18 protein-coding genes are annotated in these 22,256 nt (G+C 69.1%); 8 read left to right on the forward strand and 10 right to left on the reverse strand.

The features are described 5' to 3' along the window. Positions 1 to 44: 44 nt before the first annotated feature. The 3 genes from ACJ8AT_RS14570 to ACJ8AT_RS14580 all read right to left on the reverse strand — a co-directional run bounded on the left by ACJ8AT_RS14570 (position 45) and on the right by ACJ8AT_RS14580 (position 5,610). Entirely contained in the window at positions 45 to 3,626 is a 3,582-nt protein-coding gene (locus ACJ8AT_RS14570) for an immunoglobulin-like domain-containing protein (RefSeq protein WP_407738324.1), read from the reverse strand. A 236-nt stretch (positions 3,627 to 3,862) separates the two neighbouring features. Continuing rightward, complete coding sequence (locus ACJ8AT_RS14575) at positions 3,863 to 4,888, reverse strand: S-adenosylmethionine:tRNA ribosyltransferase-isomerase (protein WP_407738325.1); 1,026 nt, start codon at positions 4,886 to 4,888, stop codon at positions 3,863 to 3,865. Continuing rightward, positions 4,885 to 5,610, reverse strand: coding sequence for an SDR family NAD(P)-dependent oxidoreductase (locus ACJ8AT_RS14580; RefSeq protein WP_407738326.1), 726 nt, complete (start codon positions 5,608 to 5,610; stop codon positions 4,885 to 4,887). The genes ACJ8AT_RS14575 and ACJ8AT_RS14580 overlap by 4 nt, the downstream gene beginning before the upstream one ends. Before the next feature lie 179 nt (positions 5,611 to 5,789). On the opposite strand from ACJ8AT_RS14580, the gene ACJ8AT_RS14585 reads away from it, so the two are divergent. Beyond that, positions 5,790 to 7,355: a redoxin domain-containing protein gene (locus tag ACJ8AT_RS14585; RefSeq protein WP_407738327.1), complete on the forward strand. Its 1,566-nt coding sequence runs from the start codon at positions 5,790 to 5,792 to the stop codon at positions 7,353 to 7,355. Between the two features lie 7 nt (positions 7,356 to 7,362). On the opposite strand, the gene ACJ8AT_RS14590 is transcribed toward ACJ8AT_RS14585, so the two are convergent. Continuing rightward, positions 7,363 to 8,925: an AHH domain-containing protein gene (locus tag ACJ8AT_RS14590; RefSeq protein ID WP_407738328.1), complete on the reverse strand. Its 1,563-nt coding sequence runs from the start codon at positions 8,923 to 8,925 to the stop codon at positions 7,363 to 7,365. Between the two features lie 119 nt (positions 8,926 to 9,044). Here ACJ8AT_RS14590 and ACJ8AT_RS14595 point away from each other — a divergent pair, with 119 nt between their 5' ends. Further along, positions 9,045 to 9,608, forward strand: a complete 564-nt coding sequence (locus ACJ8AT_RS14595; protein ID WP_407738329.1) for a helix-turn-helix domain-containing protein — start codon at positions 9,045 to 9,047, stop codon at positions 9,606 to 9,608. A gap of 7 nt (positions 9,609 to 9,615) precedes the next feature. Here the strand turns inward: ACJ8AT_RS14595 and ACJ8AT_RS14600 are convergent, their stop codons facing one another. Both ACJ8AT_RS14600 and ACJ8AT_RS14605 read right to left on the reverse strand, forming a co-directional pair. Then, positions 9,616 to 10,458, reverse strand: coding sequence for a DUF4922 domain-containing protein (locus ACJ8AT_RS14600; protein WP_407738330.1), 843 nt, complete (start codon positions 10,456 to 10,458; stop codon positions 9,616 to 9,618). Between the two features lie 5 nt (positions 10,459 to 10,463). Beyond that, complete coding sequence (locus tag ACJ8AT_RS14605; protein ID WP_407738331.1) at positions 10,464 to 11,081, reverse strand: 2OG-Fe(II) oxygenase; 618 nt, start codon at positions 11,079 to 11,081, stop codon at positions 10,464 to 10,466. 95 nt (positions 11,082 to 11,176) lie between these two features. Between ACJ8AT_RS14605 and ACJ8AT_RS14610 the strand changes: the two genes are divergently transcribed. Both ACJ8AT_RS14610 and ACJ8AT_RS14615 read left to right on the forward strand, forming a co-directional pair. Next, positions 11,177 to 13,198, forward strand: a complete 2,022-nt coding sequence (locus ACJ8AT_RS14610) for a PAS domain-containing protein (RefSeq protein ID WP_407738332.1) — start codon at positions 11,177 to 11,179, stop codon at positions 13,196 to 13,198. Positions 13,199 to 13,209: 11 nt separating this feature from the next. Beyond that, positions 13,210 to 13,824 (forward strand): DUF4230 domain-containing protein, encoded by a 615-nt coding sequence (locus tag ACJ8AT_RS14615; RefSeq protein WP_407738333.1) that lies wholly within the window; start codon positions 13,210 to 13,212, stop codon positions 13,822 to 13,824. 11 nt (positions 13,825 to 13,835) lie between these two features. On the opposite strand, the gene ACJ8AT_RS14620 is transcribed toward ACJ8AT_RS14615, so the two are convergent. The 4 genes from ACJ8AT_RS14620 to ACJ8AT_RS14635 form a co-directional block, all read right to left on the reverse strand. Next, the gene (locus ACJ8AT_RS14620) at positions 13,836 to 14,255 is read right to left on the reverse strand and encodes a hypothetical protein (RefSeq protein WP_407738334.1); all 420 of its coding nucleotides are present in this window, start codon (positions 14,253 to 14,255) and stop codon (positions 13,836 to 13,838) included. 259 nt (positions 14,256 to 14,514) lie between these two features. Further along, positions 14,515 to 15,210 carry an HNH endonuclease gene (locus ACJ8AT_RS14625; protein ID WP_407738335.1) on the reverse strand — a complete coding sequence of 232 codons (696 nt, stop codon included), beginning with the start codon at positions 15,208 to 15,210 and terminating at the stop codon, positions 14,515 to 14,517. A 284-nt stretch (positions 15,211 to 15,494) separates the two neighbouring features. Then, positions 15,495 to 16,742 carry a tetratricopeptide repeat protein gene (locus ACJ8AT_RS14630; protein ID WP_407738336.1) on the reverse strand — a complete coding sequence of 416 codons (1,248 nt, stop codon included), beginning with the start codon at positions 16,740 to 16,742 and terminating at the stop codon, positions 15,495 to 15,497. A gap of 9 nt (positions 16,743 to 16,751) precedes the next feature. Continuing rightward, positions 16,752 to 18,806, reverse strand: coding sequence for a response regulator (locus ACJ8AT_RS14635; RefSeq protein ID WP_407738337.1), 2,055 nt, complete (start codon positions 18,804 to 18,806; stop codon positions 16,752 to 16,754). A gap of 121 nt (positions 18,807 to 18,927) precedes the next feature. Between ACJ8AT_RS14635 and ACJ8AT_RS14640 the strand changes: the two genes are divergently transcribed. From ACJ8AT_RS14640 to ACJ8AT_RS14655, 4 genes are all read left to right on the forward strand, one after another. Beyond that, on the forward strand, positions 18,928 to 19,719 hold the full coding sequence (locus ACJ8AT_RS14640; protein WP_407738338.1) for a DUF2270 domain-containing protein: 792 nt from the start codon (positions 18,928 to 18,930) through the stop codon (positions 19,717 to 19,719). 157 nt (positions 19,720 to 19,876) lie between these two features. Further along, complete coding sequence (locus ACJ8AT_RS14645) at positions 19,877 to 20,878, forward strand: isocitrate dehydrogenase (NAD(+)) (RefSeq protein ID WP_407738339.1); 1,002 nt, start codon at positions 19,877 to 19,879, stop codon at positions 20,876 to 20,878. Between the two features lie 2 nt (positions 20,879 to 20,880). Continuing rightward, positions 20,881 to 21,432: a redoxin domain-containing protein gene (locus tag ACJ8AT_RS14650; RefSeq protein ID WP_407738340.1), complete on the forward strand. Its 552-nt coding sequence runs from the start codon at positions 20,881 to 20,883 to the stop codon at positions 21,430 to 21,432. Positions 21,433 to 21,548: 116 nt separating this feature from the next. Beyond that, the gene (locus ACJ8AT_RS14655) at positions 21,549 to 22,244 is read left to right on the forward strand and encodes a glutamine amidotransferase-related protein (protein WP_407738341.1); all 696 of its coding nucleotides are present in this window, start codon (positions 21,549 to 21,551) and stop codon (positions 22,242 to 22,244) included. Positions 22,245 to 22,256 lie beyond the last annotated feature (12 nt).

Below are 22,256 nucleotides of genomic sequence, written 5' to 3' on the forward strand. Positions count from 1 at the left end.
TCGAGCGGCTGGGGTGATGCCCGCTCGAGCCACTGCCGTGACTGCTAGTACCCCGAGTTCACCGTGTAGCCAGCGGCCGCGCCGTCATCCACCACGTTGGTGTCGCCCTGGTCGTGCGGCACCGCGAACTTGCACATGGCCGTCTGGACCGCGCCGGCGCTGTCCGTCACCTTGAAGCGCACGCCGTACACGCGGCCGTTGCCCTTGCCCTCGCGCTCGGCGCGGAGCTGGAAGGAGCTCGGGCCGGTGATGACGATGTCGTCCAGGGTGCTGCCGTCGCCGTTGCCAACCGAGTCCTCCACCTCGTCGCTGTAGATGGAGAGGATGGTGCCCGCGGCGTTGATGTTGGTGCCAGCCTGGTTGTCACCGCAGGAGGTCGTCACGATGGCGGCGCAGTCGGAGAGGCTGAAGTCCTGGTACTTGTGGTTGGGCGGCCAGATCTGCTGCACGGGCTTGACCGTCACCGTGGTCTTGCAGGAGTCCGCCACCGTCACCGTCCGCGTCACCGAGGCGCTCAGGCCCGCCGCGTCCGTCGCCTTGTAGGTCAGCGTGTAGGTACCAGCCACCGCGGTGTTCACCGAGCCCGTCTTCACAGGGACCAGGGAGCCGGAGCACACGTCCGTCGCCGTGGCGCCGGGGTCCACGAAGGTGCTGCCGCGGGTGAGCGTCATGCTCGCCGCACCCACCAGGGAGATGACCGGGGCCTGGGTGTCCGTCACGCTCACCGTGCGCACCGTGGAGGCCGCGTTGCCGGAGGCATCCGCCACGCTGTAGTTCACCGAGTAGGTGCCGCGGGCCGCCGTGTTCACCGCGCCGCTGATGGCCACCTTGGCGCTCAGGTCACCGGTGCACGCGTCGCTCGCCGTGGCGCCCGCCTCCGTGTACGTGGCCGCGCCGCACTCCAGCGTCATCGTGCTCAGGCCCTTGAGCGTCAGGGCCGGGGCCTTCGTGTCCGCCACCTGCACCGAGCGCACCGCCGAGCTGGTCAGGCCCGCCGCGTCCGTGGCGCTGTAGCTCACCGCGTAGTTGCCCACCGCCGCCGTGTTCACCGAGCCCGCCTTCACAGGAACCAGGGCGCCGGAGCACGCGTCCACCGCCGTGGCGCCCGAGTCCACGAAGCTGTCCACGCCGCACTCCAGCTTCAGGGCCGGCAGGCCCACCAGGGAGACGACCGGAGCCAGGGTGTCGTTCACGCTCACCGTGCGCACCGCGGAGGCCACGTTGCCGGCCGCGTCCGCCACGCTGTAGCTCACCGAGTAGGCGCCGCGGGCCGCCGCGTCCACCGCGCCGGAGATGGACACCTTGCTGCTCAGGTCACCGGCGCAGGCATCCACCGCCGTGGCGCCCGGCTCCGTGTACTGGCCCACACCGCACTCCACCGCCACCGCGCTGGCGCCCTTGAGCACCAGGGCCGGGGCCTTCGTGTCCGCCACCTGCACCGAGCGCACCGCCGAGCCGACCAGGCCCGCCGCGTCCGTCGCCTTGTAGGTGACCGAGTAGTTGCCCACCGCCGCCGTGTTCACCGAGCCGCTGGTGACGATGGCGCTCGTCAGGTTGCCGGAGCACAGGTCCGTCGCCGTGGCGCCCTGGTTGGTGAAGCTGTCCACGCCGCACTCCAGCTTCAGCGCCGGCGCGCCCATCAGGGAGACCACCGGGGCCTGGGTGTCCGTCACGCTCACCGTGCGCACCGCGGAGACGCTGTGGCCCGCCAGGTCCGCCACGCTGTAGCTCACCGGGTAGCTGCCCACCGCCGCCGCGTTCACCGTGCCGCTGATGGCCACCTTGGCGCTCAGGTCACCCGCGCAGGCGTCGCTCGCCGTGGCGCCCGCCTCCGTGTACGTGGCCGCGCCGCACTCCAGGGCCACCGCGCTGGCGCCGTTGAGCGCCAGGGCCGGGGCCAGGGTGTCCGCCACCTGCACCATGCGCACCGCGGAGACGCTGTGGCCCGCCGGATCCACCACGCTGTAGCTCACCGGGTAGCTGCCCACCGCCGCCGTGTTCACCGCGCCGGAGATGGCCACCTTGGCGCTCAGGTCACCCGCGCAGGCGTCGCTCGCCGCGGCCCCCAGCTCCGTGTAGGCGCTCACACCGCACTCGAGCTGCTGGGCCCCGCCCTTGATCGCCAGGCTCGGCGCCAGCGTGTCCACCATGGTGACCGAGGTGGAGCACGTGGCCTCGTTGAAGCCGTCGGAGGCCTTCCAGTTCACCTGCCGCGCCGCGCCCAGCGCGAAGCTCTCGCCCGCCAGGGTGTACGTCATCGTCGGGGTGGTGCAGTTGTCCTGCGCCTGGGGCGGGTTGATCGGCGCGCTGGCCACGCCGCACTCGAAGGTGCTCGCCGCGGGGCAGGAGATGCTCGGCGCCACGTCATCCTGCACCGTCACCGAGCCCGTGCAGGAGGCCGACAGGCCCTTGGAGTCCGTGCAGGTCAGCGTCACCTTCGTGGTGCCCACCTCGAACGAGGACACGCTCTGCACGCAGTTGATGGCGTCCCCATCCGGATCCGTCGAGCCGTTGTCGATGGAGAAGCCCACGCCACCGCAGGTGGGGCCGGCGCTCATCGTCGCGTTCCTGCACATCACCACCGGCGGGCGGTTGGAGGCCGGAGGCGGCAGGATCCGGCAGGAGCGGGGGCACGCGTTCAGGCTGGTGCCGTTGTTCTCGCCGTCGTCGCAGTCCTCGCCCGGGTCCTTGATGCCGTTGCCACACCAGTTGAGCTGGCACGTGGACGAGCACTCCGTGCCGGCCAGGCCGTTGGTCTCGTAGCCGTCATCGCACCCCTCGCCCACCTCCACGTCCCAGTTGCCGCAGCCGTTGAGCACCGCGCCGCGCGCCAGGATGTACGGCGCGCCGAACGAGCCGTCCACGAAGTCCCTCACGCCCTGGGGCGGGGCGCGCCCCGGCACGCTGTCGATCATCGCGATGGACCAGGGAGCGAAGTTCTCCACCGGGAAGTGGGCGAACTGCGTCCCCACCGAGCACGACCAGTTGGACATCATGTCGTCGTTGATCGCGTCCAGATCCGGGTCCGACGCAACGATGTGGGCGTTCTTCGCGCAGTTGCCGCTCTGGACCGTGAAGTCACCGAAGGGCTCCAGCAGCGCCACGTGGGTGAGCTCCGTGACGTTCTGGTAGTAGCAGCTCAGCGAGACGTAGAGGCCCGTGTTGCCGGACTCGTAGGCGGCGAAGCGCATCGCGCTGTCGTACAGCGCCTGGGGAGCGTGGTTGGCCACCGGGGCCGTGCCCGCGATGAAGACGCTGCCGTTGACGACCCGGCCCCACACGCTGCGGTTGGCCACCGCGGCCGACACCGCGTCCAGGCTGGCGCACGAGGCGTCACCCAGGATGATGAGCCGGTAGGCGGCGAACTGCGCGGCCGTCATCGACGACCACTGGGCGTCGGTGACCACATCCACCGTCAGGCCGAACTTCTTCGCGGCGATGGCCTCGGGGCTGGACAGGCCGCTGGAGACGGTGCGGCCGAGGATCAGCGCCTTGTTCGTGGAGAGGGCATCCTTGCGGGTCGCCACGTGCTCCTGCTGTGCCTGGGGGCGCTCCTCCTGACCGCAGGCGATTGCGGCCAGAGTCACCATCAGCAGCGTCGCGTTCCACAGATTTGCGCGTTTCATGTGGCACTCCCCGACAGAGGTGGGAGCTGGTGGAGGGGGGTTCCAGGCTCCCGGGAAATTTCCCGTATTTATGAATGAAACCCGCTTTTCCGTCAAGCGCCGCTGTATTTTTTCACCTTGGCAGTCCAACTAAATGGGGAATCCAGGCCGCCTGCCTGCCTCCGGTGGCCTGCTTTCAAGGGGTTGGGCTTCTCCCACATGGCCCCGAGAGCGTTCCATGCCGCTGCAATTCCAGTTCACGGGCTGAGGATCAGCGAGGAATCCCCGAATTCATGTCCCAGGTATCCGCGTTTTTCCGCCATCTGCGCGGCCTCGCGGAGCAGGGGCAGCGGAGCAAACGCCTGCATGAGCGCATAGTGGCTGGCGGTGGGCTCATGCATGCCCGTGAGCAGGCCCTCCACCACCCGGGGCACGAAGCCCGGGCCCATGAGCAGGTCCGTCACCCCCTCGCCCGGTGTGAGGGTTCCGCCGCCCTGGAGCGCCCGGCCCTCGAGGGCGCGCACCACCGTGGTGCCCACCGCCACCACCCGGCCTCCCGAGGCTCGCGTGGCGTGGAGGGCCTCCACCGTGGCGGCGGGGATGTCGAAGCGCTCGGGGCGAGGCAGCACGGCATCGAGCGTGGCGTCCCCGGTGGAGGACAGGCCCGCGGCATGGGTGAGTGAGGCGAACCGCACGCCCCGCCGCCGCAGCTCGAGCAGCAGCGCCCACGTGAGGGGCAGCCCGGCGGAGGGAGCCTCGGCGGCCCAGGGCCGCGCCGCGTACACCGTCTGGATGTGCCAGAGCGAGAGCGGCCCCGCGAGGTACGAGTACTGGATGGGCCGGCCCGAGCGGTACAGCCCGGTCCACAGCGCGGCGCCCTGGGCGTCGAAGGCCACCCGGAGCAGGCGCGGGGAAGGCGGCAGCACCTCCACCACGCGCGCCGTCAGCGAGCCCAGCACCAGCCGAGCCCCTGCGGTCAGTGTAGGCGGAGGGGGACGATCCTCGGTGCGCATCCGCCAGTCTCCTTCACCGAAGAGGACGGCCGTCCAGGTGCCCTGCGCCTCGCGCGTGAGCAGCCGCAGCTCGATGGCGGCCCCCTCCTCTGTATGGCCCTGGAGCGAGGCGGGCAGCGTGGCCGCGTCATTGACCACCAGCAGATCTCCAGCGCGCAGCAGCTCCGGGAGGTGCTCCACGCGCCGATCCGAGATGCGGCCGGTGCTCGGGGCGATGTGAAGCAGCCGCCCCGTCTCGGGGTGCTCGCGAGGCCAGCGTGCGGGGGTCATGCGGCCTCCAGGCGCGAGGCTTCGAGGCGGCTGCCCGAGCGCACAACCTCCGCGCGCTCCAGCAGGGTGATGAGGCGAGCGGCCACGGACTCGGGGCGTGCGAGCGTGGCGGGGTCCGCGTCCGGGGCCGCATCGCGGTGCATCTGGGTGTCCATATCCCCCGGGTCCACGTTGAAGAAGCGCACGCCAGTGCCCTCCAGCTCGGCGGCCCAGATGCGGCCCAGGTGCTCCAGCGCCACCTTGGAGACGCTGTACGCGCCCCAGCGCGCGTAGGCGGACACGGCCGCGTCCGAGGTGACGTTCACCACCACACCGCCGCCGCGCATGGCCATGGCGCCGGCCACGGCCTTGGTGAGCCGGAAGGGGCCCACCAGGTTTACCTCCAGCACCTGGGACAGGTCCTCGCACGCGGTGTCGAGCAGCAGCGGCAGGGGCGTAGGCCCGAGGGTGCTGGCGTTGTTCACCAGCACATCCATGGGGCCCACGAGCGCGGAGGCCGCGCCCACCATGGGGTAGATGGCCTCCTTGTCCCCCACGTCATACGCGAGCGCGTGGGCCACATGCCCCTGGGCGCGCAGGGCCGCGGCCACGGCCTCCATCTCCGAGGCGTTGCGAGCCACGCCCACCACCCGGGCGCCCTTGCGAGCCAGCTCCTTCATGAGCGCCTCGCCCAGTCCGCGGCTCGCGCCCGTCACCAGCACTGCCTTGCCTTCGAGCTTCATCGTGTCTCCTCCTGTGCCCCCAGGAGTACACGGGCCGGGCCGACACATTGGCGCGGCTGCCAATGGATTGGCAGAATGTTCTCGGGTGAGCGCGAACGAGCGAGCGGGCAGGCTGACGGGGGTGGCCACGGCCCGGGGCCCAGCGGACGCGCCACGCGGCTGGTAAGCTGTGCCCCGACATGACCCTGGCTCGCCTGCTCGCGCTGACGGTCGCGCTCCTGGCCTCCCACGCGTTCGCGGAGCACGCTGCCGCGTTCGACGTGAAGGACCTGGAGGGCCACCGCTATACCCTGGGCGGACTGTCCGGGAAGCTCGTCGTCCTGAACTTCTGGTTCAAGGACTGCCCTGCCTGCATCCGCGAGCGCGAGGCGCTCAACCGGGTTGTCTCCCGGTATATGGACAACCCGGACGTGGTGTTCCTCGCGCTGGCGCTCGACAAGAAGTCCGAGCTGGAGCCGTTCCTGCGCGAGCACCCGTTCTCTTATGACGTCATCGCCGAGGCCGGGGAGCTGGCGGAGACGTACGACATCTCCGCCTACCCCACACACATCGTCATCGGCCGGGATGGGAACATCGTCCGGCGGTGGGTGGGCGCCATGAGCACGTTCCGCAAGCTCACCGAGGTGATCGACGCGCAGCTCCGGCGCTCCTCCACCCCGGTGAGCGGCCCGATCGCCTCCCCCTTCCCTCCCGGGAGCAGCCCCGTGTGGGAGCCACCGCTCGTGGTGAGCCCTGAGCAGCCCACGCGCGGCGCCACCCTCAAGGTCTACTACGCGCCCGACTCCGTGGAGCACCCCGAGGCCCAGCTCGCCTGGGACATTCATGGGGACGGCTCGTTCACCCAGGGCACCGCGCCCATGCATCCCCAAGGCGTGCTGCTCTCCTATGAGCTGAAGCTCCCCGCGGATGCGACGCTGGTGCACCTGCGCCTGCTCTCGCGGGCGGACAAGCGGAGCATCGAGCACACCGTGCCCATCACCAACGTGGAGGGAGAGCCGCTGCGCAACGCCTTCATCCACGTGGGCGCGTGTGACAGCCCCGGCTCTTTCGAGCGTGAGCTCCTGTACCACCCGGACAACCCCTTTGCCCTCCTGGAGCGGCTCGAGGAGCGGATGGGCCAGCCGGGAGCTCCCCCGGAGGCGGCTCGCTCGCAGTTGCTCGAGGTGCTGAAGACGGCCCACGGCACGGGGCTGGAGCTGCTCGCCGTCACCGCGGATGCGCTGCTGCTGGCGCGGGACTTCAAGGCCGTGGCCCAGGTGCTCGACACCATGGTGGCGATCGATCGCGAGGCCTTCCTCACCCGCCGGGCCCTGTCGCGCCTGCTGACGCAGCCCTACGGAGAGGTGTCGCGGCAATGGCCCGCGGAGCTGCTGCCCCGAGCGTGGAAGGTGCTCGCCGAGCGGGATGATGTCTGGAGCCGCCGCGCCGCGAGCCGGAGCACCGCCGGGGTGCTGGACACCGAGGCCGCGGAGAAGATGTGCGCCACGTGGCGGAGCGCCGAGCCCGACAACCCTTTCGCCCAGGACTGTCTGGCGCGGATCCTGGAGAAGCAGGGCCGCTTCCAGGAGGCGCTCGAGGCGAGCCGCGCCGCGCTCGAGGCCGCGACGGCCGGCAAGCTGTTCCTCTATCGCTCGGGAGGCGGGAGCCTGGCGGCCCGGGACGAGGAGGAGCTGTGGGCGCGCCATGCCGAGCTGTCGCTCCAGGCGAGGAACCCGCCCGAGCTGGCCGGCACGCTGGAGCGCTGAACCGCTCCTACCAGCTCACCAGGCTGCTCAAGGGAGTATCCGGAGTGCAGAGCTCGGTCGCCAACCGCCGGAGCGCCATCCTCAGCACGCTCGCGCAGGAGGCCTGATCGCCGCAGCCCTCCAGGGTGGCCTGGAGGCGATCATAGATGGCCTGGTGGTACGCCTCCGGGTGCGGCGAGTTGTGCTCCTGGAGGTAGAGGAGGTTCAGGGGATCCTCCAGCTCCATGCCCGCGCGGGCAAACAGCGCCTCGAACCGGGGAGTCCACGCCGCGCCGAGCTTGCTCGCCTTCCGGCGCGACAGCGTGGCGATGCGGTGCGGAGAGCCACCGTCCTCCTCGCTGGAGACACAGAGGCCGGACGCCTCCGGGCGGCTGTCCTCCGGGAACGGGGCCACGGCCGGCGGCGCGCTCCAGGAGCCATGCTCACAGGCCACGAGCCGATCGAGCACCGCCACCTCGCCCGAGTCCCCCTTCTTGCGCACCCGGGCCTCCATGCCGAGGTTGAGCAGCTCCAGCCAGAGGCGCCCCACGTAGGCGGCGTCCTCCTCCGTCTTCATGAACTTGCGCAGCTGCTTCTCGTTCTGGAGGACGGACTGCCCCACCTCGACGCCCAGGCGCCGGACGAGCGACTCGATGACATAGCGCTGCTCGGGGCGCGCGCCCTCGAGCAGCTCGACGATGGGGCGGGAGGCGAGCTCGTCCTGCTCCTTGTCCTGCACCTGGCTCTGCAACCAGACCTCGGACGTGGAGACGGGCAGATCCGAGGTCTCCCCATCCACCTTCGCGAAGGCATGAGCCTCGGCGAAGCTGACGCGCCCATCGTGATCATAATCCGCCGAGTCCACGGACTTGCCCACGCGGCTGACTCCGCTCAGGCCGGCGAAGAAGCTGGAGCTGTAGTCGCGGTAGTCCGCCTCATCCACCTCGGGGGTGCAGCCCACGGAGGTGCGCTCCTTGATCGTCGCGAAGAAGCCGCAGCGGGGCTGCGCGGCCACGCCCGCGTGAGGATCTCCGCCCCAATAGATGAAGTTGGCGAAGGAGCCGGCGAAGCACTGGGACATCACCGCCACCACGGGCTCGTCGGGCGAGAGCCGGTCCAGGGCTCGGGCCAGGGAGTGCACGCTCAGCGAGCCGGCATCCCACAGCGCCAGGGCGTTGTTGTCCGGGTCCTCGAAGTTCAGGGCGCCATGGCCCGTGAAGTAGAGAAAGGCGGGCCGCGGCGGCTTCTGCTGAAGCGTCCGGCTCAACCATGCCTGGAAGCTGTCGCGCGTGGAGGCTCCCTGGAGGTGGGGCAGCGCGGGGGCCTTGAACTGCACCTCGCGGTGCTCGTCCAGGTAGCGGACCGTCTTCTGCCCGTCATTGCCGTTGGCGAAGTAGAGGCTGGCGTTCGCCGGATCCACCCCGAACACTCCCAGCGTGCGCTGGAAGTAGAGGACGTTCTTCTCCAGGGCGATCTCGTTGTGCTCGCGCTCGAAGCCGCCGCCCATCACCAGGAAATTGTAGCCAGGCTCGACGCCCGCGCCGCCGAGCACCCAGACACCCAGGACACCTGCCACGAGGTTGCTGACCATGAGGCCTCACACCGCTGGCACGAGAGCATGCTCCATCCGCCCTCGCTTTCCCAGCCGGGCTCGGGAAGCGGCGTTTGTGGCTTGGCGGAGGCGTCCAGGACTGGGCAGACTTTTCTCCCATGAGCAGCGACGAAGAGCTGGCGGGCTGGCTGGCGCGCAACATCAAGGCGCTGAGGGAGGCGCGCGGGGCCACCCAGTCCCAGCTGGCGAAGCTCGCCGGGGTACCGCGAGCCACATGGGCCCACCTGGAGTCTGGAGCGAGCAACCCGACGCTGGCGGTGCTCCACCGGGTGGCCCACGCGCTCCAGGTGTCGCTGGAGGAGTTGGTAGCCCGGCCCCGAGCCAGCGCCCGGCACTACCCGCGCGAGAGCCTCCCCGTGCGGCAGCGAGGCGCGGGGCTGCTGCGCAAGCTGCTGCCGGATCCGCTGCCGGGGATGGAGTTCGACCGGATGGAGCTGCCGCCGAAGGTGCGCATCACGGGCGTGCCGCACACGCCGGGCACGCGCGAGTACCTGGCCTGCGAGTCAGGGCAGATGGCGCTGGTGGCCAGCGGCGAGCGCTTCGAGCTGCAGGCGGGAGACGTGGTGGTGTTCCGAGGAGACCAGAAGCACTCGTACGAGAACCCAGGGGACCGGACGGCGGTGGGGTACTCGGTGGTGCTGCTGGCGCCTCCGCTGAGGTGAGCGGAGGCTAGGCCCCCGGGGGACCCGTCACGGCGCGCAGCAGGGTCATGGGGCCCACGGCGCGCACGCGCTCGAGCTGCTCGCGGTTCTTCACGAGCAGCGAGCCGGCGAAGGCGAGCGCGTTGAGCGAAATGGACTCGAAGGCCTCCTGAGTGCGAGGCACCACGAGCGTCCACTGGCGCGTGGCCAGGAAGTTATAAGGCGTGCCCGGCTTCTCGCAGCCCACGGCGCGGAGGAGCTCTCCATAGAGCGCGTGCGCCTGCGCCGGCTCCTGGAGCGGTGGCCCCAGCGCATGGCGGAAGGGCAGCCGGCCTCGGGCGATGGCCTCATCCATGGGCGTGCGGAGCCCTCCGGCGGCCAGGGGCACGGGGACGAGCTGGAGGTGCTTGTGGGGCTGGCTCGCCCCGGCGATGCGCCCTCCGTTGTAGAAGGCGAGCGCGTCGAACTCGGCCATGCAGGTGAGCAGGGCCTCGAAGTCGGCGGCGGTGAGCAGGGAGTCCTGCTCCTCGTAGGCCTGGGTGATGATGAGCGCGTGGTGGTCGAAGACGTTGAACTTGTTGATCAGGCACGCGTGCGCGGGCGGCACGAGCGAGACGAACAGGTCCTCCTCATAAGGAGGGATGAACGGATTCTTCGGAGGCTTCCCCTCGGACGGAGGCTGCACGGCCTTGGCCTTGCGCTCCAGGTTGGAGACGACGCGGACGAGGAAGGGGACGCCCTCGTGCTCAACCACCTCCACCTCGGTGCGGATGGGCACCAGCGCGCCACTGGCGAGCGCATGTGCGGTCCGCTCGACCAGGGAGCTCCAGAGGGTTCCTCTCTCGAAGAAGGTGCGAGGGCGCTCGGCCATGACTCTCATCGTAGTCCCGCTCCGTCCCGTCCATAGTACCAGGCTGTCAGCGCGAGCCGTGGCGCGTGCGCGGGCAGCACCTCGTGCTCCAACCGCTCACTGAGGAAGACCACCAACCGGTCCAGTGTGGGTTCCACGTCCAAGGTCCCATCCTCCAGATACAACCTGAGCATGCCTCCGTGCTCGGGCCGCCAGTCCGGGTTGGCGTAGTAGATCGCCGTCACGCGCCGGTTGGATTGTCCGGGGAAGGCATCCCGGTGACGCACGTAGCGCGCTCCGCCGCCAGGGTAGTGGGCGAGCTGGAGATCAAACCGGCCGAGCCCCAGGTAGGCCCCCGCGGAGAGCGCCCCGCCCAGCTCGGAGAAGGCCTCCCAGAGCGAGCCCAGGGCTGATCCGGCCTCGGGGAGGATCCAGCCAATGAAGTCATCTCGCACGGAGGTGTCCTCGGTCCGGTCCGCCCCGCGCCGGATGCCCGCGGGCTTCAAGGTGCCTGCCTGGGCGCGCTCCCTCGCCTCCGAGTGGACGGCGTGTGCTCGCTCCTTCCCCAGGAAGGCGTCCCGGACGAAGAAGCCTCTCATGCCCAGCGCTTCGATCTCGTCGTCCCTGAGTTCCAATTGATCCATCCTGTGGCGAGAGCCCTTCCAGGACTGCGCTTCAGTACATGGCGGCTCTCAAGCTACAAGTGAAAACGCGCTCGGGCGTGCATACCTGTCTAGCGATGTCTTTATCCTCCTCCCAGGTCATCTCGGTCGAGGACGTCATCGCCTCACAGCGCGACGTCATCCTCGAGCACTGGATGGAGCGCATCCATCGCGCATTGCAGCCAGACGCCCCGCCGCGGGCGGAGCTGCTGGACCACATTCCCCGGTTCCTGGACTCGCTCATCCTGGCGATGCGGCTCGCCCACAGTCCCGCGCAGGAGAGCGCCGCATGCTGGGCCGCCCAGGCCGCCCTGAAGCATGGCGAGCTTCGCCTGCGCGAGGGCTTCAGCCTGGACACGGTCGTCTACGAGTACGGCGTGCTGCGAGACTGTCTGCTCACGCTCGCTCGGGAGCAGGGCCTGAAGTTCCTCCCGGATCAGATGCGGGCCTTCACCGAGTGCTTCCACCGGGGGATCGCCGAAGCAGCCATCGTCTACCTCCAGCAGCACGAGCGGGAGCTGCGAGCGGCAGGCGCGGCGGCCGAGCGGCAGCATGCCCATGCCCTGCTCGCCGCCATCCTCGACAAGACGACGGACCTCGTGGGGGCCCTGGACACGGACTTCCGCTTCATCCTCTTCAACCGCCGGTACCAGCAGGAGTTCGAGACTCGCTTCGGCACGCGGATCTCCCTGGGAATGAGCCTGCCGGATGCGCTCGCACACCTGCCCGAGCAGAAGCACCGGCTGGTCGCCCTCTGGGGGCGGGCCCTGCGCGGCGAGGAGTTCACGGTGGTCCAGCCCTTTGGGGATCCAGCGCAAGAGGACACCTGGTACGAGCTCCGGTACGCCCGCCTGGAGGATGCCCAGGGAGAGATCCAAGGGGCCTTCCATGTGGGCCGGGATGTGACGGCCGCACGCAAGGCCCATGAGGAGCTGGATCTTCACGTCCAGGAGCGCACCGCGGCGCTGGCCCAGGCCAATGCCCGCCTGCGCGAGAGTGAGGAGCGCTTCCGAGCCACCTTCAACCAGGCCGCCGTCGGCATCGCGCACGTCGGGCTCGACGAACGCTGGCTGCAGCTCAACCAGTGCTACCTCGAGCTGCTCGGCTCCACGGAGCCGGAGCTGCGCAAGCTCACCGTGCGGGACGTGACGCACCTCGAGGACAGGGAGAAGAGCCAGTCCTTGATGCGCCAGCTCCTGGCGGGCGAGCTTGCTCACTACACAGTGGAGCAGCGCTACCAGCGCAGGAACGGCGAGCCCGTGTGGGTGGAGCTGACGGTGTCCCTCGTGCGAGACGCGTCCGGCGCGCCGAGCTACTTCATCTTCGCGGCGGTGGATATCTCGGAGAACGTCCGCCTCTACCAGGAGGCCCAACGCGCTGTTCATCTGCGGGACGAGTTCCTCCAGGTGGCCAGCCACGAGCTGAAGACGCCGCTCACGCCCTTGAGCCTCAAGCTCCAGATGTTGAGCCGGGTAGCCCAGGCCGAGCTGTCCTCCATCACCGCGAGGCGGCTCCAACGGGACGTCGAGGTGATGCACCGTCAGGTGAACCGGCTGGCGGAGCTGATGGATGATCTGCTGGACGTGTCCCGCATCACCGCGGGCCAGCTCCACCTGAACCCCGAGAGCGTGGACCTGTGTGTGCTCACCCGGGAGGTGAGCGCCCGCTTCACGCCCCAGGCCACGCGAGCCGGCTGCCGGCTGCAGGTGGAGCTCGGGTGCGAGGCGCTGGGTCAGTGGGATCCCTTGAGGCTCGAGCAGGTGGTCTCCAACCTGCTGTCCAACGCCATCAAGTACGGGGCGGGCCGGCCCATCCACATCCGCGCCGAGACGGCGGGGAATCGGGCCCGCCTGACGGTCCGAGACGAGGGGATTGGCATCGCTCCAGAGGCGCTGGGCCGCATCTTCCACAAGTTCGAGCGCGCCGTGTCCGAGCGCAACTATGGAGGGCTGGGGCTGGGGCTGTTCATCACCCGGCAGATCGTGGAAGCCAGCGGGGGCAGCATTCAGGTGGAGAGCCAGCTGGGACGCGGGGCGACGTTCATCGTGGAGCTGCCGCTTGCTCGCCCGGTGGACACCGTCTCGCATGCGGCGGGGTAGACTCTGGGCCCATGGGGCCTGTCCTGCGCATCTTGCTCTTCGTTGGCGCCGTGGCGCTTGGCGCGATCGGCACGTTCTTCGTCCTGCGTCCCCAGGCCCGGCTGCTGCCGGATCCGCCGGCGCTCGTGGTGCAGATGCGCGAGGTGACGCGGCTGGAGACGCTGGATGTCTCGCTCTACAAGAAAGTCACATTCAGCCCCGAGCCCGTGGCCACGGACGCGCTCTGGAAGGACGTCATCAACTGGGCGGCGTACTCGCTCCACACGCCCAGGGGCCGAGCCATCGTCTTCGCGGACGTGCACCTGGGCTATGACTTCCAGCGTATCGACACCTCGTCGCTGCAGGTCGTGGGCTCACGGGTAGAGGTGGTGCTGCCGCCGCTGGAGGTGAAGGTGGAGCTGCGGCCGGGAGAGACGGAGATCATCGACTCGAACCTGGACAGCCAGCAGACGGCGTACCTGCTGGAGAAGGCCCGCGCCGCCTTCGAGAGTGAGGCGAGCAATGACTCGCGGCTGAAGGAGCGCGCGCGTCAATCCGCCGAGCGCTCCTTGCGGGCACTGTTCCTCTCGCTGGGCTTCACCGAGGTGCGCTTTGTGGAGCACCTGGCGCCTGTGTCCCCGGGCTGAGCGCCAGCGCTCTACCTCTGGACGGCCAGGATTCGGCGCCCGGCAATATCCACCGCGTACGTAGCTCCCATGTCCATGATGGGGCCGTGCTTCTCGCAGGTATCGGGCCGCAGGGTGATACGAACGAACATCACCCCGTCTGCGCCGGGCGAGGCGATCACGTCATAGGACTCGCGCTGGTAGAGGCAGACCTCCTCCGGGGATGCGCCAGAGTGGGGCTTGACGTTCAAAGGAAGAAAATCATCCAAGGCCAGTTGCATGGCTGTCACCAGGGCTCCGGAAAGAGTCATCCGGGTGTCCGCCGGCAGATCGAGAGGAAATTGCACGCGCGCTGCTTCCTCGGGTGGAGCGTGCACGGGCCGCGTGTCGCGCTGGAAGAGCGCGCACGCTGAGAAGAGCAAACAGAGGGGCAGCAGTGCTCCAAACTTCATGAAGTCTCCTTCTGTTCCGAGCGGTATCGCATGGGCGACGAGCAACAGGGTCAGCAGCCCACAGGAGTGATGGTGCCGGTAGCCTGTGCTCGGGCTTGAAAGGTTGCTGAGCCCAGGACAGATGTCTGAGTCACGATCATTCGCATAGCGCCTGGAATATGGGGCTGCTCCATCCCCTTGCTCCTGGCACGCGCCCTGTCACCACTGAGAGCCAAATCAAGAGACTATGAGATTGGCCAACTCAAGTGCCCTGACGGCGCTATCTCTTGAATACCTCCTCCCGGTGCCACTTGAGGTGCTTCGGGTTCAGCGCCCAACTACAGTTCAGCTCGGACCCGAAGCCATCGCGGAAACTCCTCGGAAGCGCCTTTGCGAAGATCAGGCTGGTTTTCGTCCCAATCGTCCAGAGGCCCTCGTCAAAGAGCGCATGGTGATTCGGACAGAGCGCCAAGGCGTTATCGACGTCATCAGGACCATCATGCTCCACAGCCTTGATATGGGCGGTCTCAAGAATTCCCAAGCCCCCATAGTCAAATCTGGGGGGACAGGCAGCGCACAACCCCTTGCTGAGTGCCCTCACCTTCTTGCTGAAAGCGGAGTCTCGCTCCTTGCGACGCACGACCTGGAGCGATCGCTCCTTAGGGGGAAGCCTTGGCAGCCTCAGTGCCTTCTGCCCAATGAGGTGTGCTGTCCATAGCCTATCCAATTCCTTGAGTGCATCGTCTGGTATCTCGATGCCCCCACCCATAGTGTTCCAGTTTACCTGTCTGAGAGTACCCATCATCAGGGCTTCGACCGGGAGAAGATCGTTCGAGTAAGGATTAACCATCGCATCAAATTCCAGCGGCACGTAGAGCGCGGACCTGCCATCCTCCCCCCAATGCTCTCCCATCTGTGGAGGCTTCACCGACCAGCCGGATGCAACGATTCCACGTAAAGGGGTCGCCTTCCTCATAAGATAGAGCCGACTCCCTACGGGAAGATTCCGTCGCATTCCGCAACTCCATTGACCGCTGGCCCCCCCCCGCTCTGCAACATTGCGCATGTCATCCTTCGCATCCGCCCATTCCCACTTCTTCGGGTTCCAAATCAGCAAGTACCCTGGCATATGCTGTCTCCGTTCTAGGGTATTGAACCTGCAGAAATGCAAGCACAACCTATGCTGTAGAGCTGTCGGGCACAGCCCGACTTCCGCGCCACCCCCCAGCAGTGCTCGCTATACCGCGCAATACCCGAGGTTTACGAGCGGGAGAGGCCCTCGGCGGTGAGGCGAAACAGGCCGGGGATGCCGTCCGGCGCGTGTCCGAGCTTCGCCAGCGCCTCGCACTCGGCCGCGTCCGACTCGCGGCACAGGAGCGCGAACTCGCGCCAGCCCAGGTTCACCCGCAACGGCCCTTCTCCCGCCTGGAGCGCCAATCGTCGCCGCTGCTCCTGGGTGAGCAGTCGTGCCCCGTCGTGCCCGTCCCCCGCCACCACCGCCCAGAGCCCACTGAACGTCTCCGCCAGCCGCACCACGCCCCGGTCCACCACCACCGGACGGATCGGCGCCGGATGCGCCTCCAGGTTGCGCCAGGCGGCATTGTCCACCGCCTCCACCGTCAGCCCCGTGGCCTTCAGCGTGGACTCGGGCAGGTAGCGCACGTACTGCGGATCCTCCAGCACGTAGAAGATCTCGAGCCCCGCGGGGCCCTCACGGTGCAGCGCGCCCACCGCCTGCGACTCGAAGCCCGCGGGCCGTAGCACCGGCCGCAGTTGGCGCTCCAGGGCCGCCGCGTCCTCGCTCACCCCCGAGCTCAGTCCGCCGAGCTGCGCGGCCAGCTTCTCCACATGCTCCGCCAGCCACCGCTTCCCTCCCTGATAGGCCGAGTAGAGCGAGCCCACGTTCACCCGCGCCACCTCGCCACTGGCCAGCTTCACCAGCACGTCCCGCCCCTGCAGGCGGAACTTCACTCCCGCGCGCCGCAGCGCCGCCGCCAGCGCCGCGTTGAACTCGGGGCGCAGCACCTGCTCCTCCGCGGGGACAAGCACGGGCAGTTCCACCGCCTCCAGCTCCTCCTTCAGGAGCCTCGCCTCCGCGTCGAACGGATCCCTGGCGAGCACGTCCTTCACGTACTGCTCAGCTCGCCCCTTCTCGCCCCGGCGCAGCGCGAGCACCGCCAACACCTTGATGGCCTCGGGATCTCCAGGGCTGAGGACCAGCGCCTCGCGCAGCACCTCCTCCGCATCCCCGTTCCGCTCCAGCCCAAGCAGCGCCCGCGCCAACCCCAGCCGGACCTGCAGATCCTTCGGGAAGTCCCGCCGCAGGCGCTCCAGCAGGGGCAGCGCCTCGCGCTCCGCCTCCGCGTTCACCAGCGCATGCGCCACCGTCAGCCACAACGTGGGCCCCGTACTGCCGGACGCCGCGTCACGCAGCGTGGCCAGCTCCGAGTCGCTCAAGGCCTCGCCCGCCTCCACCTTGCGGCGAATGCTCTCCAGGTTGGCAGTCACAGCGCGACTCTAGTGGGTCAGCTCGTCAGTCCCAACCTTCTCCCCCTCGGGCTCGGGAGCCGCCGGGGAGGACTCGAACGAGTGCGCCGCAGACTGGGTGAGGAACTCATCCAACGCGCCCACGTCGATCGGCTTGCGGAACACGGCGTCCACCAGCGCCAGGCTGGCCCGGTTCTGCCCCCGCACGTCCATGCCCGTCACGATCGCCAGCAGCGCCTGCGGCGTGCGCTTGCGCAGCTCGCGCGCCAGCTCCCACCCGGACGTGTCCGGCATCAGCGCGTCCAGCAGCGCCGCGTCGTAGCGGCGCCGCTCCCACAACTGCAGCGCCACCTCCGCGCTCTGGGCCACCTGCACGTCATAGCCCTCGTCGCCGAGCACCTCCGCCAACATCCGCGCGTTGTCCATGTCGTCGTCCACCACCAGCACGCGGCGCGTCTGCTGGAAGCGGCGCGGGCCCGTCAGGTGCGCCTCGGCCTGGGCCGCCTCCAGCTCCTGCACCGCACGCACGCGCGGCAACCGCACCACGAAGGCCCCCCCCTTCCCGCTCTGCGCGTTCTCCACCGTCAGCTCGCCGCCCCAGCGCTGCACCTGGGCTCGCAACACCGCGAGCTGCAGCGCGGCCTGGGGCGCTGCCGCATCCCGGTTGAGCGGATCGAACATCCGGGACAGCTCCTCCACCGCGTACGGCGGTCCCTCGTCCTGGATGCGCAGGGAGATCCAATCCGTTCCATCGGCCTGGGTCGTCAGGTCCAACCTCCCGCCCTGCTCCATCCGGTCCTTCGCCGCCAGCAGCAGGCTCACCACCAGCTCGCGCAGGAACCCCGCATCGGCCCTCACCGCGCCCGGAGCTCCCAGGTGCAGATCCACCACGACTGGGTGGGCTCCTCGCTCCATCTCGCCCCGCGTCAGCTCCAGCGCCTCGCGCACCACGGTGTCGAGCGGCACCTCCGTGAGCACCTCCTCGGTGCGCTGCACGTTGAACTCCTGCAGCCGGGCCACCAGGTCACCAATCTGCCCCACCGTCCGATCCAGCGCGTCCAGGTGCTCGGGCTTGAACTCGCGGCGCAGCAGGGTGATGCGCAGGCGCAGCACGTTGAGCGAGTTGTTGAGCGCGTGCGCCGCCCCGCTCGCCAGCTGCCCCAGCGCCTGCGCCCGGGTGCGCTGCAAGAGCCGCCCCTGCAGCCGGCGCAGCTCGTCGTGGGCGCTCACCAGCTCCTTCGTCTTCGTCGCCGCCTCGGTCCTATCGGTGATGGTCTGGATGACGCCGGCCAGCTCGCCGCCCTCCTCCCAGATGGGCGTGGCGCTCATCTCCAGCGAGGCCTCGCCGCCGCCGGGGCGCTCCACCACCATCATCACCCCGCGCACGGGCGCGCGCTCCTTGATGGCGCGCATGAAGGGCATGTCCGTCACGCGGAAGGGATCTCCCGAGGGGTGGTGCGCATGAACCTGGGCCAGCACCGGCGCCAGCGAGGTGACCGCCCTGGCGCCCACCACCGAGCGCATGGGCACGCCGATGAGGCGGCTGACGGGCGGCGTGGCGAAGGAGACGCTCCCATCCTCCTCGGCCAGCACGATGCCCACGTCCATGTGGTAGAGGATGGACTCCATCACCGCGGCCTCGCGGAAGCGCACCTCCTCCGTCCTCAGCACGCGCGCATACGAGGCCTGGGCCGAGGCGTTCGCCTCTCCCACCAGCTCGGTGATGAACTCGGCCACCTCGGGCTCCAGCTCGCCGCCATGCCGGCGGGAGTAGACGCGCAGCAGCACCTCCTCGAGCGCCTTGAACTCGCGAACCAGATCCTCGGGCTCGAAGCGCTGGTCGTACCGGAAGGCCCCGTGCGGCCGCACCACCTCGGGCCAGAGGCGCAGCACGTCGTCGGGCCGATCGGTGAGCAGGCGGGCCAGCTCGTCCAGCAGCCGGCGCAGCGGGGCGCGCAAGTCCCGCCCTGGCAGATCCAGCTCGTACAGCTCCTCCCGAAGGCGCTTGGCCCACAGGCGCGCGAGCCGCTCCCGTTCCTCTTGGACCAGCCCGGCCAGGGCCTCGATGGTCTCGTTGGGCTTCACGTCAGGCCAGGAAGGTGGGCACGGCAAGCAGCCATGGCCAGCCTGTGCAGGCAGGCAGTCGAGCCGCTCGCATCCCACTGCCTACGAAGAGCCCTGGGGCTCCTTAACGTGAGCGTCAGGGATGCCTGCCAACGGACGAGACAAGAACGGGCTCGAGACGCTCACCCTGTCGGATTCAGCCATGGCTCAGCTCTATCGCGGCGAGCTGGGCCGTTCCGACAAGTGGCGCACGCGCCTGGACACCACCACCAACTGGGCGCTGACGACGACGGCGGCGGTGATCTCGTTCGGCTTCGCCAACCCGAGCAGCCCGCACGTGACGTTCCTGGTGGGCATCTGGATGGTGATCTCATTCCTGCTCATCGAGGCCCGGCGCTACCGCTACTACGACTTGTGGAACCGGCGGGTGCGGCTGCTGGAGGACGGGTACTGGGCGCCCATCCTCCGCCACGAGCCGGTGGATCCGGACGCCCTGCGCGAGCTGGCCGCGGAGATGTCGCGGCCGCAAATCCACCTGTCGCTGTTCTCGGCCATCTCCACGCGCCTCAACCGCGCCTATGGCCCCATCCTCATCGTCCTGCTGCTGAGCTGGTTCGTGAAGGTGTACAGCCACCCGGTGCCCGCGGGCTCCTTCCACGAGTTCGTCGAGCGCGCCCACGTAGGCCCAGTGTCCGGCAGCGTCATCATGGGCGTGGTGGCGGTGGTATCGCTGCTGGCCGCCTACCTGTTCATCTCCTCATACTTCGTGCGCGCGCCCTTGGGCGAGCTCCGGCCCCGGCAGCGCAGCCGGCGCTACACCTTGCTGGAGTCCTTCTACCGGCCCTATGCCGTGCGCCGGCCTCGCAGCGCGCGCCGGGCCCCAGCGCCGCCCCCGCCTTCCGAGCCGCCGCTGTTCAAGCCTCCGGCGCACTGAGGCCGCCTCGCCCTGCCGAGCATGTAGTCCAGGCGACGAAGCAGCCCCCGGGTTGGACCCCGGCGCGAGGGGACCTTGTGGCTCCCATCAGTCCCAGCGCGAGGGTGGACGTTTCCTCCTTCCGAGCCCCGGTTTTTTGTGGCTTGAATCCCTGCCCATGGCGAACCGCACTGTCACGATCATCAATGGCGACGGAATTGGCCCCGAGGTGATGGCGGCCACCCTCCGGGTCCTCGAGGCCCTCAAGCTGCCGCTCGAGTTCGAGCACAAGGACGCAGGCGCCGAAGTCATCGCCAAGTACGGCACCAACCTGCCGCACGAGACGGTGGAGGCGGTGCTGCGCAGCGGCGTGGCGCTCAAGGGCCCCACCGGCACCGTGGTGGGCGGCGGCATGCCGTCAGCGAACGTGGGCCTGCGCAAGCGGTTGGACCTGTACTCCTCGCTGCGCCCGGTCAAGAGCGTGCCCAACGTGAAGACGCGCTACGAGAACGTGGAGCTCGTGGTCGTGCGCGAGAACACCGAGAGCCTCTACGCCGGCCTGGAGCACATCATCGTCCCGGGCGTCGTCGAGTCGCTGAAGATCATCACCGAGAAGGCCTCCACGCGGATTGCCCGCTTCGCCTTCGAGTACGCCAAGAAGAACGGCCGCAAGAAGGTGACCTCGGTCCACAAGGCCAACATCATGAAGCTGTCGGACGGCCTCTTCCTGGACTGCACGCGCAAGGTGGGCCGCGAGTTCCCGGAGATCCAGTACGAGGAGGTCATCATCGACAACTTCTGCATGCAGCTGGTGAAGGACCCCACGCGCTACGACGTGCTGGTGATGGAGAACCTCTACGGCGACATCGTCAGCGACTTGTGCGCGGGCCTGGTGGGCGGGCTGGGCGTGGTGCCGGGCGCCAACATCGGCGAGCGCACCGCGGTGTTCGAGGCGGTGCACGGCACGGCGCCGGACATCGCCGGCAAGGGCATCGCCAACCCCACGGCGCTGATGATGTCGGCGGTGATGATGCTGGACTGGCTGGGCATGCGCGACGAGTCCAAGCGCATGGAGAACGCCATCCAGAAGGTCTACACTGAGGGCAAGGTGCGCACCGGTGACTTAGGTGGCAGCGCCAACACCCGCGAGTTCACCGACGCCATCATCGCCGCGCTCTAGAAATGGCTGTCCCCTCCTTCAAGAACCTGCGGGATGCATGGCACCGGGCCCGCCAGCGCTGGTGGGTGCGCTGGGGCGTGGACCTGGCCGTGGCCGCCGTGCTCTTCCTGGCCATCATGGCCTGGCAGACCCGGCACCTGCCGAGCGCGGGCACGCTCGCGCCGGACTTCCAGCTCCGCACGCTCTCGGGGGAGCAGATCCGCCTGTCGGAGCTGCGCGGCAAGCCGGTGGTGCTCGAGTTCTGGGCGCCCTGGTGCACGGTGTGCAAGGCCGAGACCTCCACGCTCTCCGCCGTGCGGCGCTTCGTGGGCGACCGGGCGCACGTGCTCACCGTGGCCGTGGACTACCAGAACGAGGCTGACGTGCGGCGCTTCGTCCAGGAGCAGGGCGTGGACTATCCGGTGGTGCTCGGGGAGAACGCGCTCACGCGCTCGCTGCACATCGACAGCTTCCCCACCACCTTCATCCTCTCGCCTGACGGCCACATCGAGCACGCCACCGTGGGCTACACCACGCGGCTCGGGCTGCTGTGGCGGCTGTGGCGCGCCTCCTGAGCAGCCAGCCTGTCGTCCCTCACGGCGGGCGGGGGGCACGCTTTTGCCACGTGCGTTGGGAATCGCGATCGTGCTTTCTTGCCCTCGGCGGTTGGAGCCCTGAGAGGTGATGGACGATGCGCGCGGTGGTGTTCGAGCACGATGAGGACGCAGGCGTGGCCCAGCTCGGGCCGGCGCTGCAGCAGGCCGGCTTCACGCTCGTGAGGCGCTTCCGGACGGCTCGCCGCGAGGACGTGGACGCCGAGCTGGTGGTGGTGATGGGCGGCCACATGGGCGTCTACGAGGCGGACCAGCACCCCTTCCTGCGCGAGGAGATCGCCCTGCTCTCCGAGCGGCTCGCCAACGAGCGGCCCTGCCTGGGCATCTGCCTGGGCGCCCAGATGCTGGCGGCCGCCGCGGGCGCGGAGGTGTTCCTCGGCAAGAACGGCTTCGAGGTGGGCGCCCTCCCCGTGCGCTGGACGCAGGAGGGGCTGAAGGATCCGGTGATTGCCGGCGTGCGCCCCAAGACGGTGATGGCGCACTGGCACCAGGACACCTTCACGCCCGTGCCCGGAGCCACGCTGCTGGCGTCCACGGACCGGTACACGCAGCAGGCGTTCCGGCTCGGCAAGTCCTACGGCTTCCAGTTCCACATGGAGCTGAGCGCCGAGGACCTGGATCGCTGGCTCGCCCAGTGGGGCGACTCGGAGGGCTTGAAGGGCAAGAACGTGCAGGAGCTGCGCGCCCAGGTTCCCAAGCTGAAGGCCGCCGAGGCGGAGCTCACCGAGCTGCAGCACCGCCTCGCGAACCACTTCGCCAAGGCGGTCCGCTGAAAGGAGCCGGAG

Source organism: Hyalangium sp. (genome assembly GCF_045802625.1).
In the GTDB taxonomy this organism is placed as follows: Bacteria; Myxococcota; Myxococcia; order Myxococcales; family Myxococcaceae; genus Hyalangium.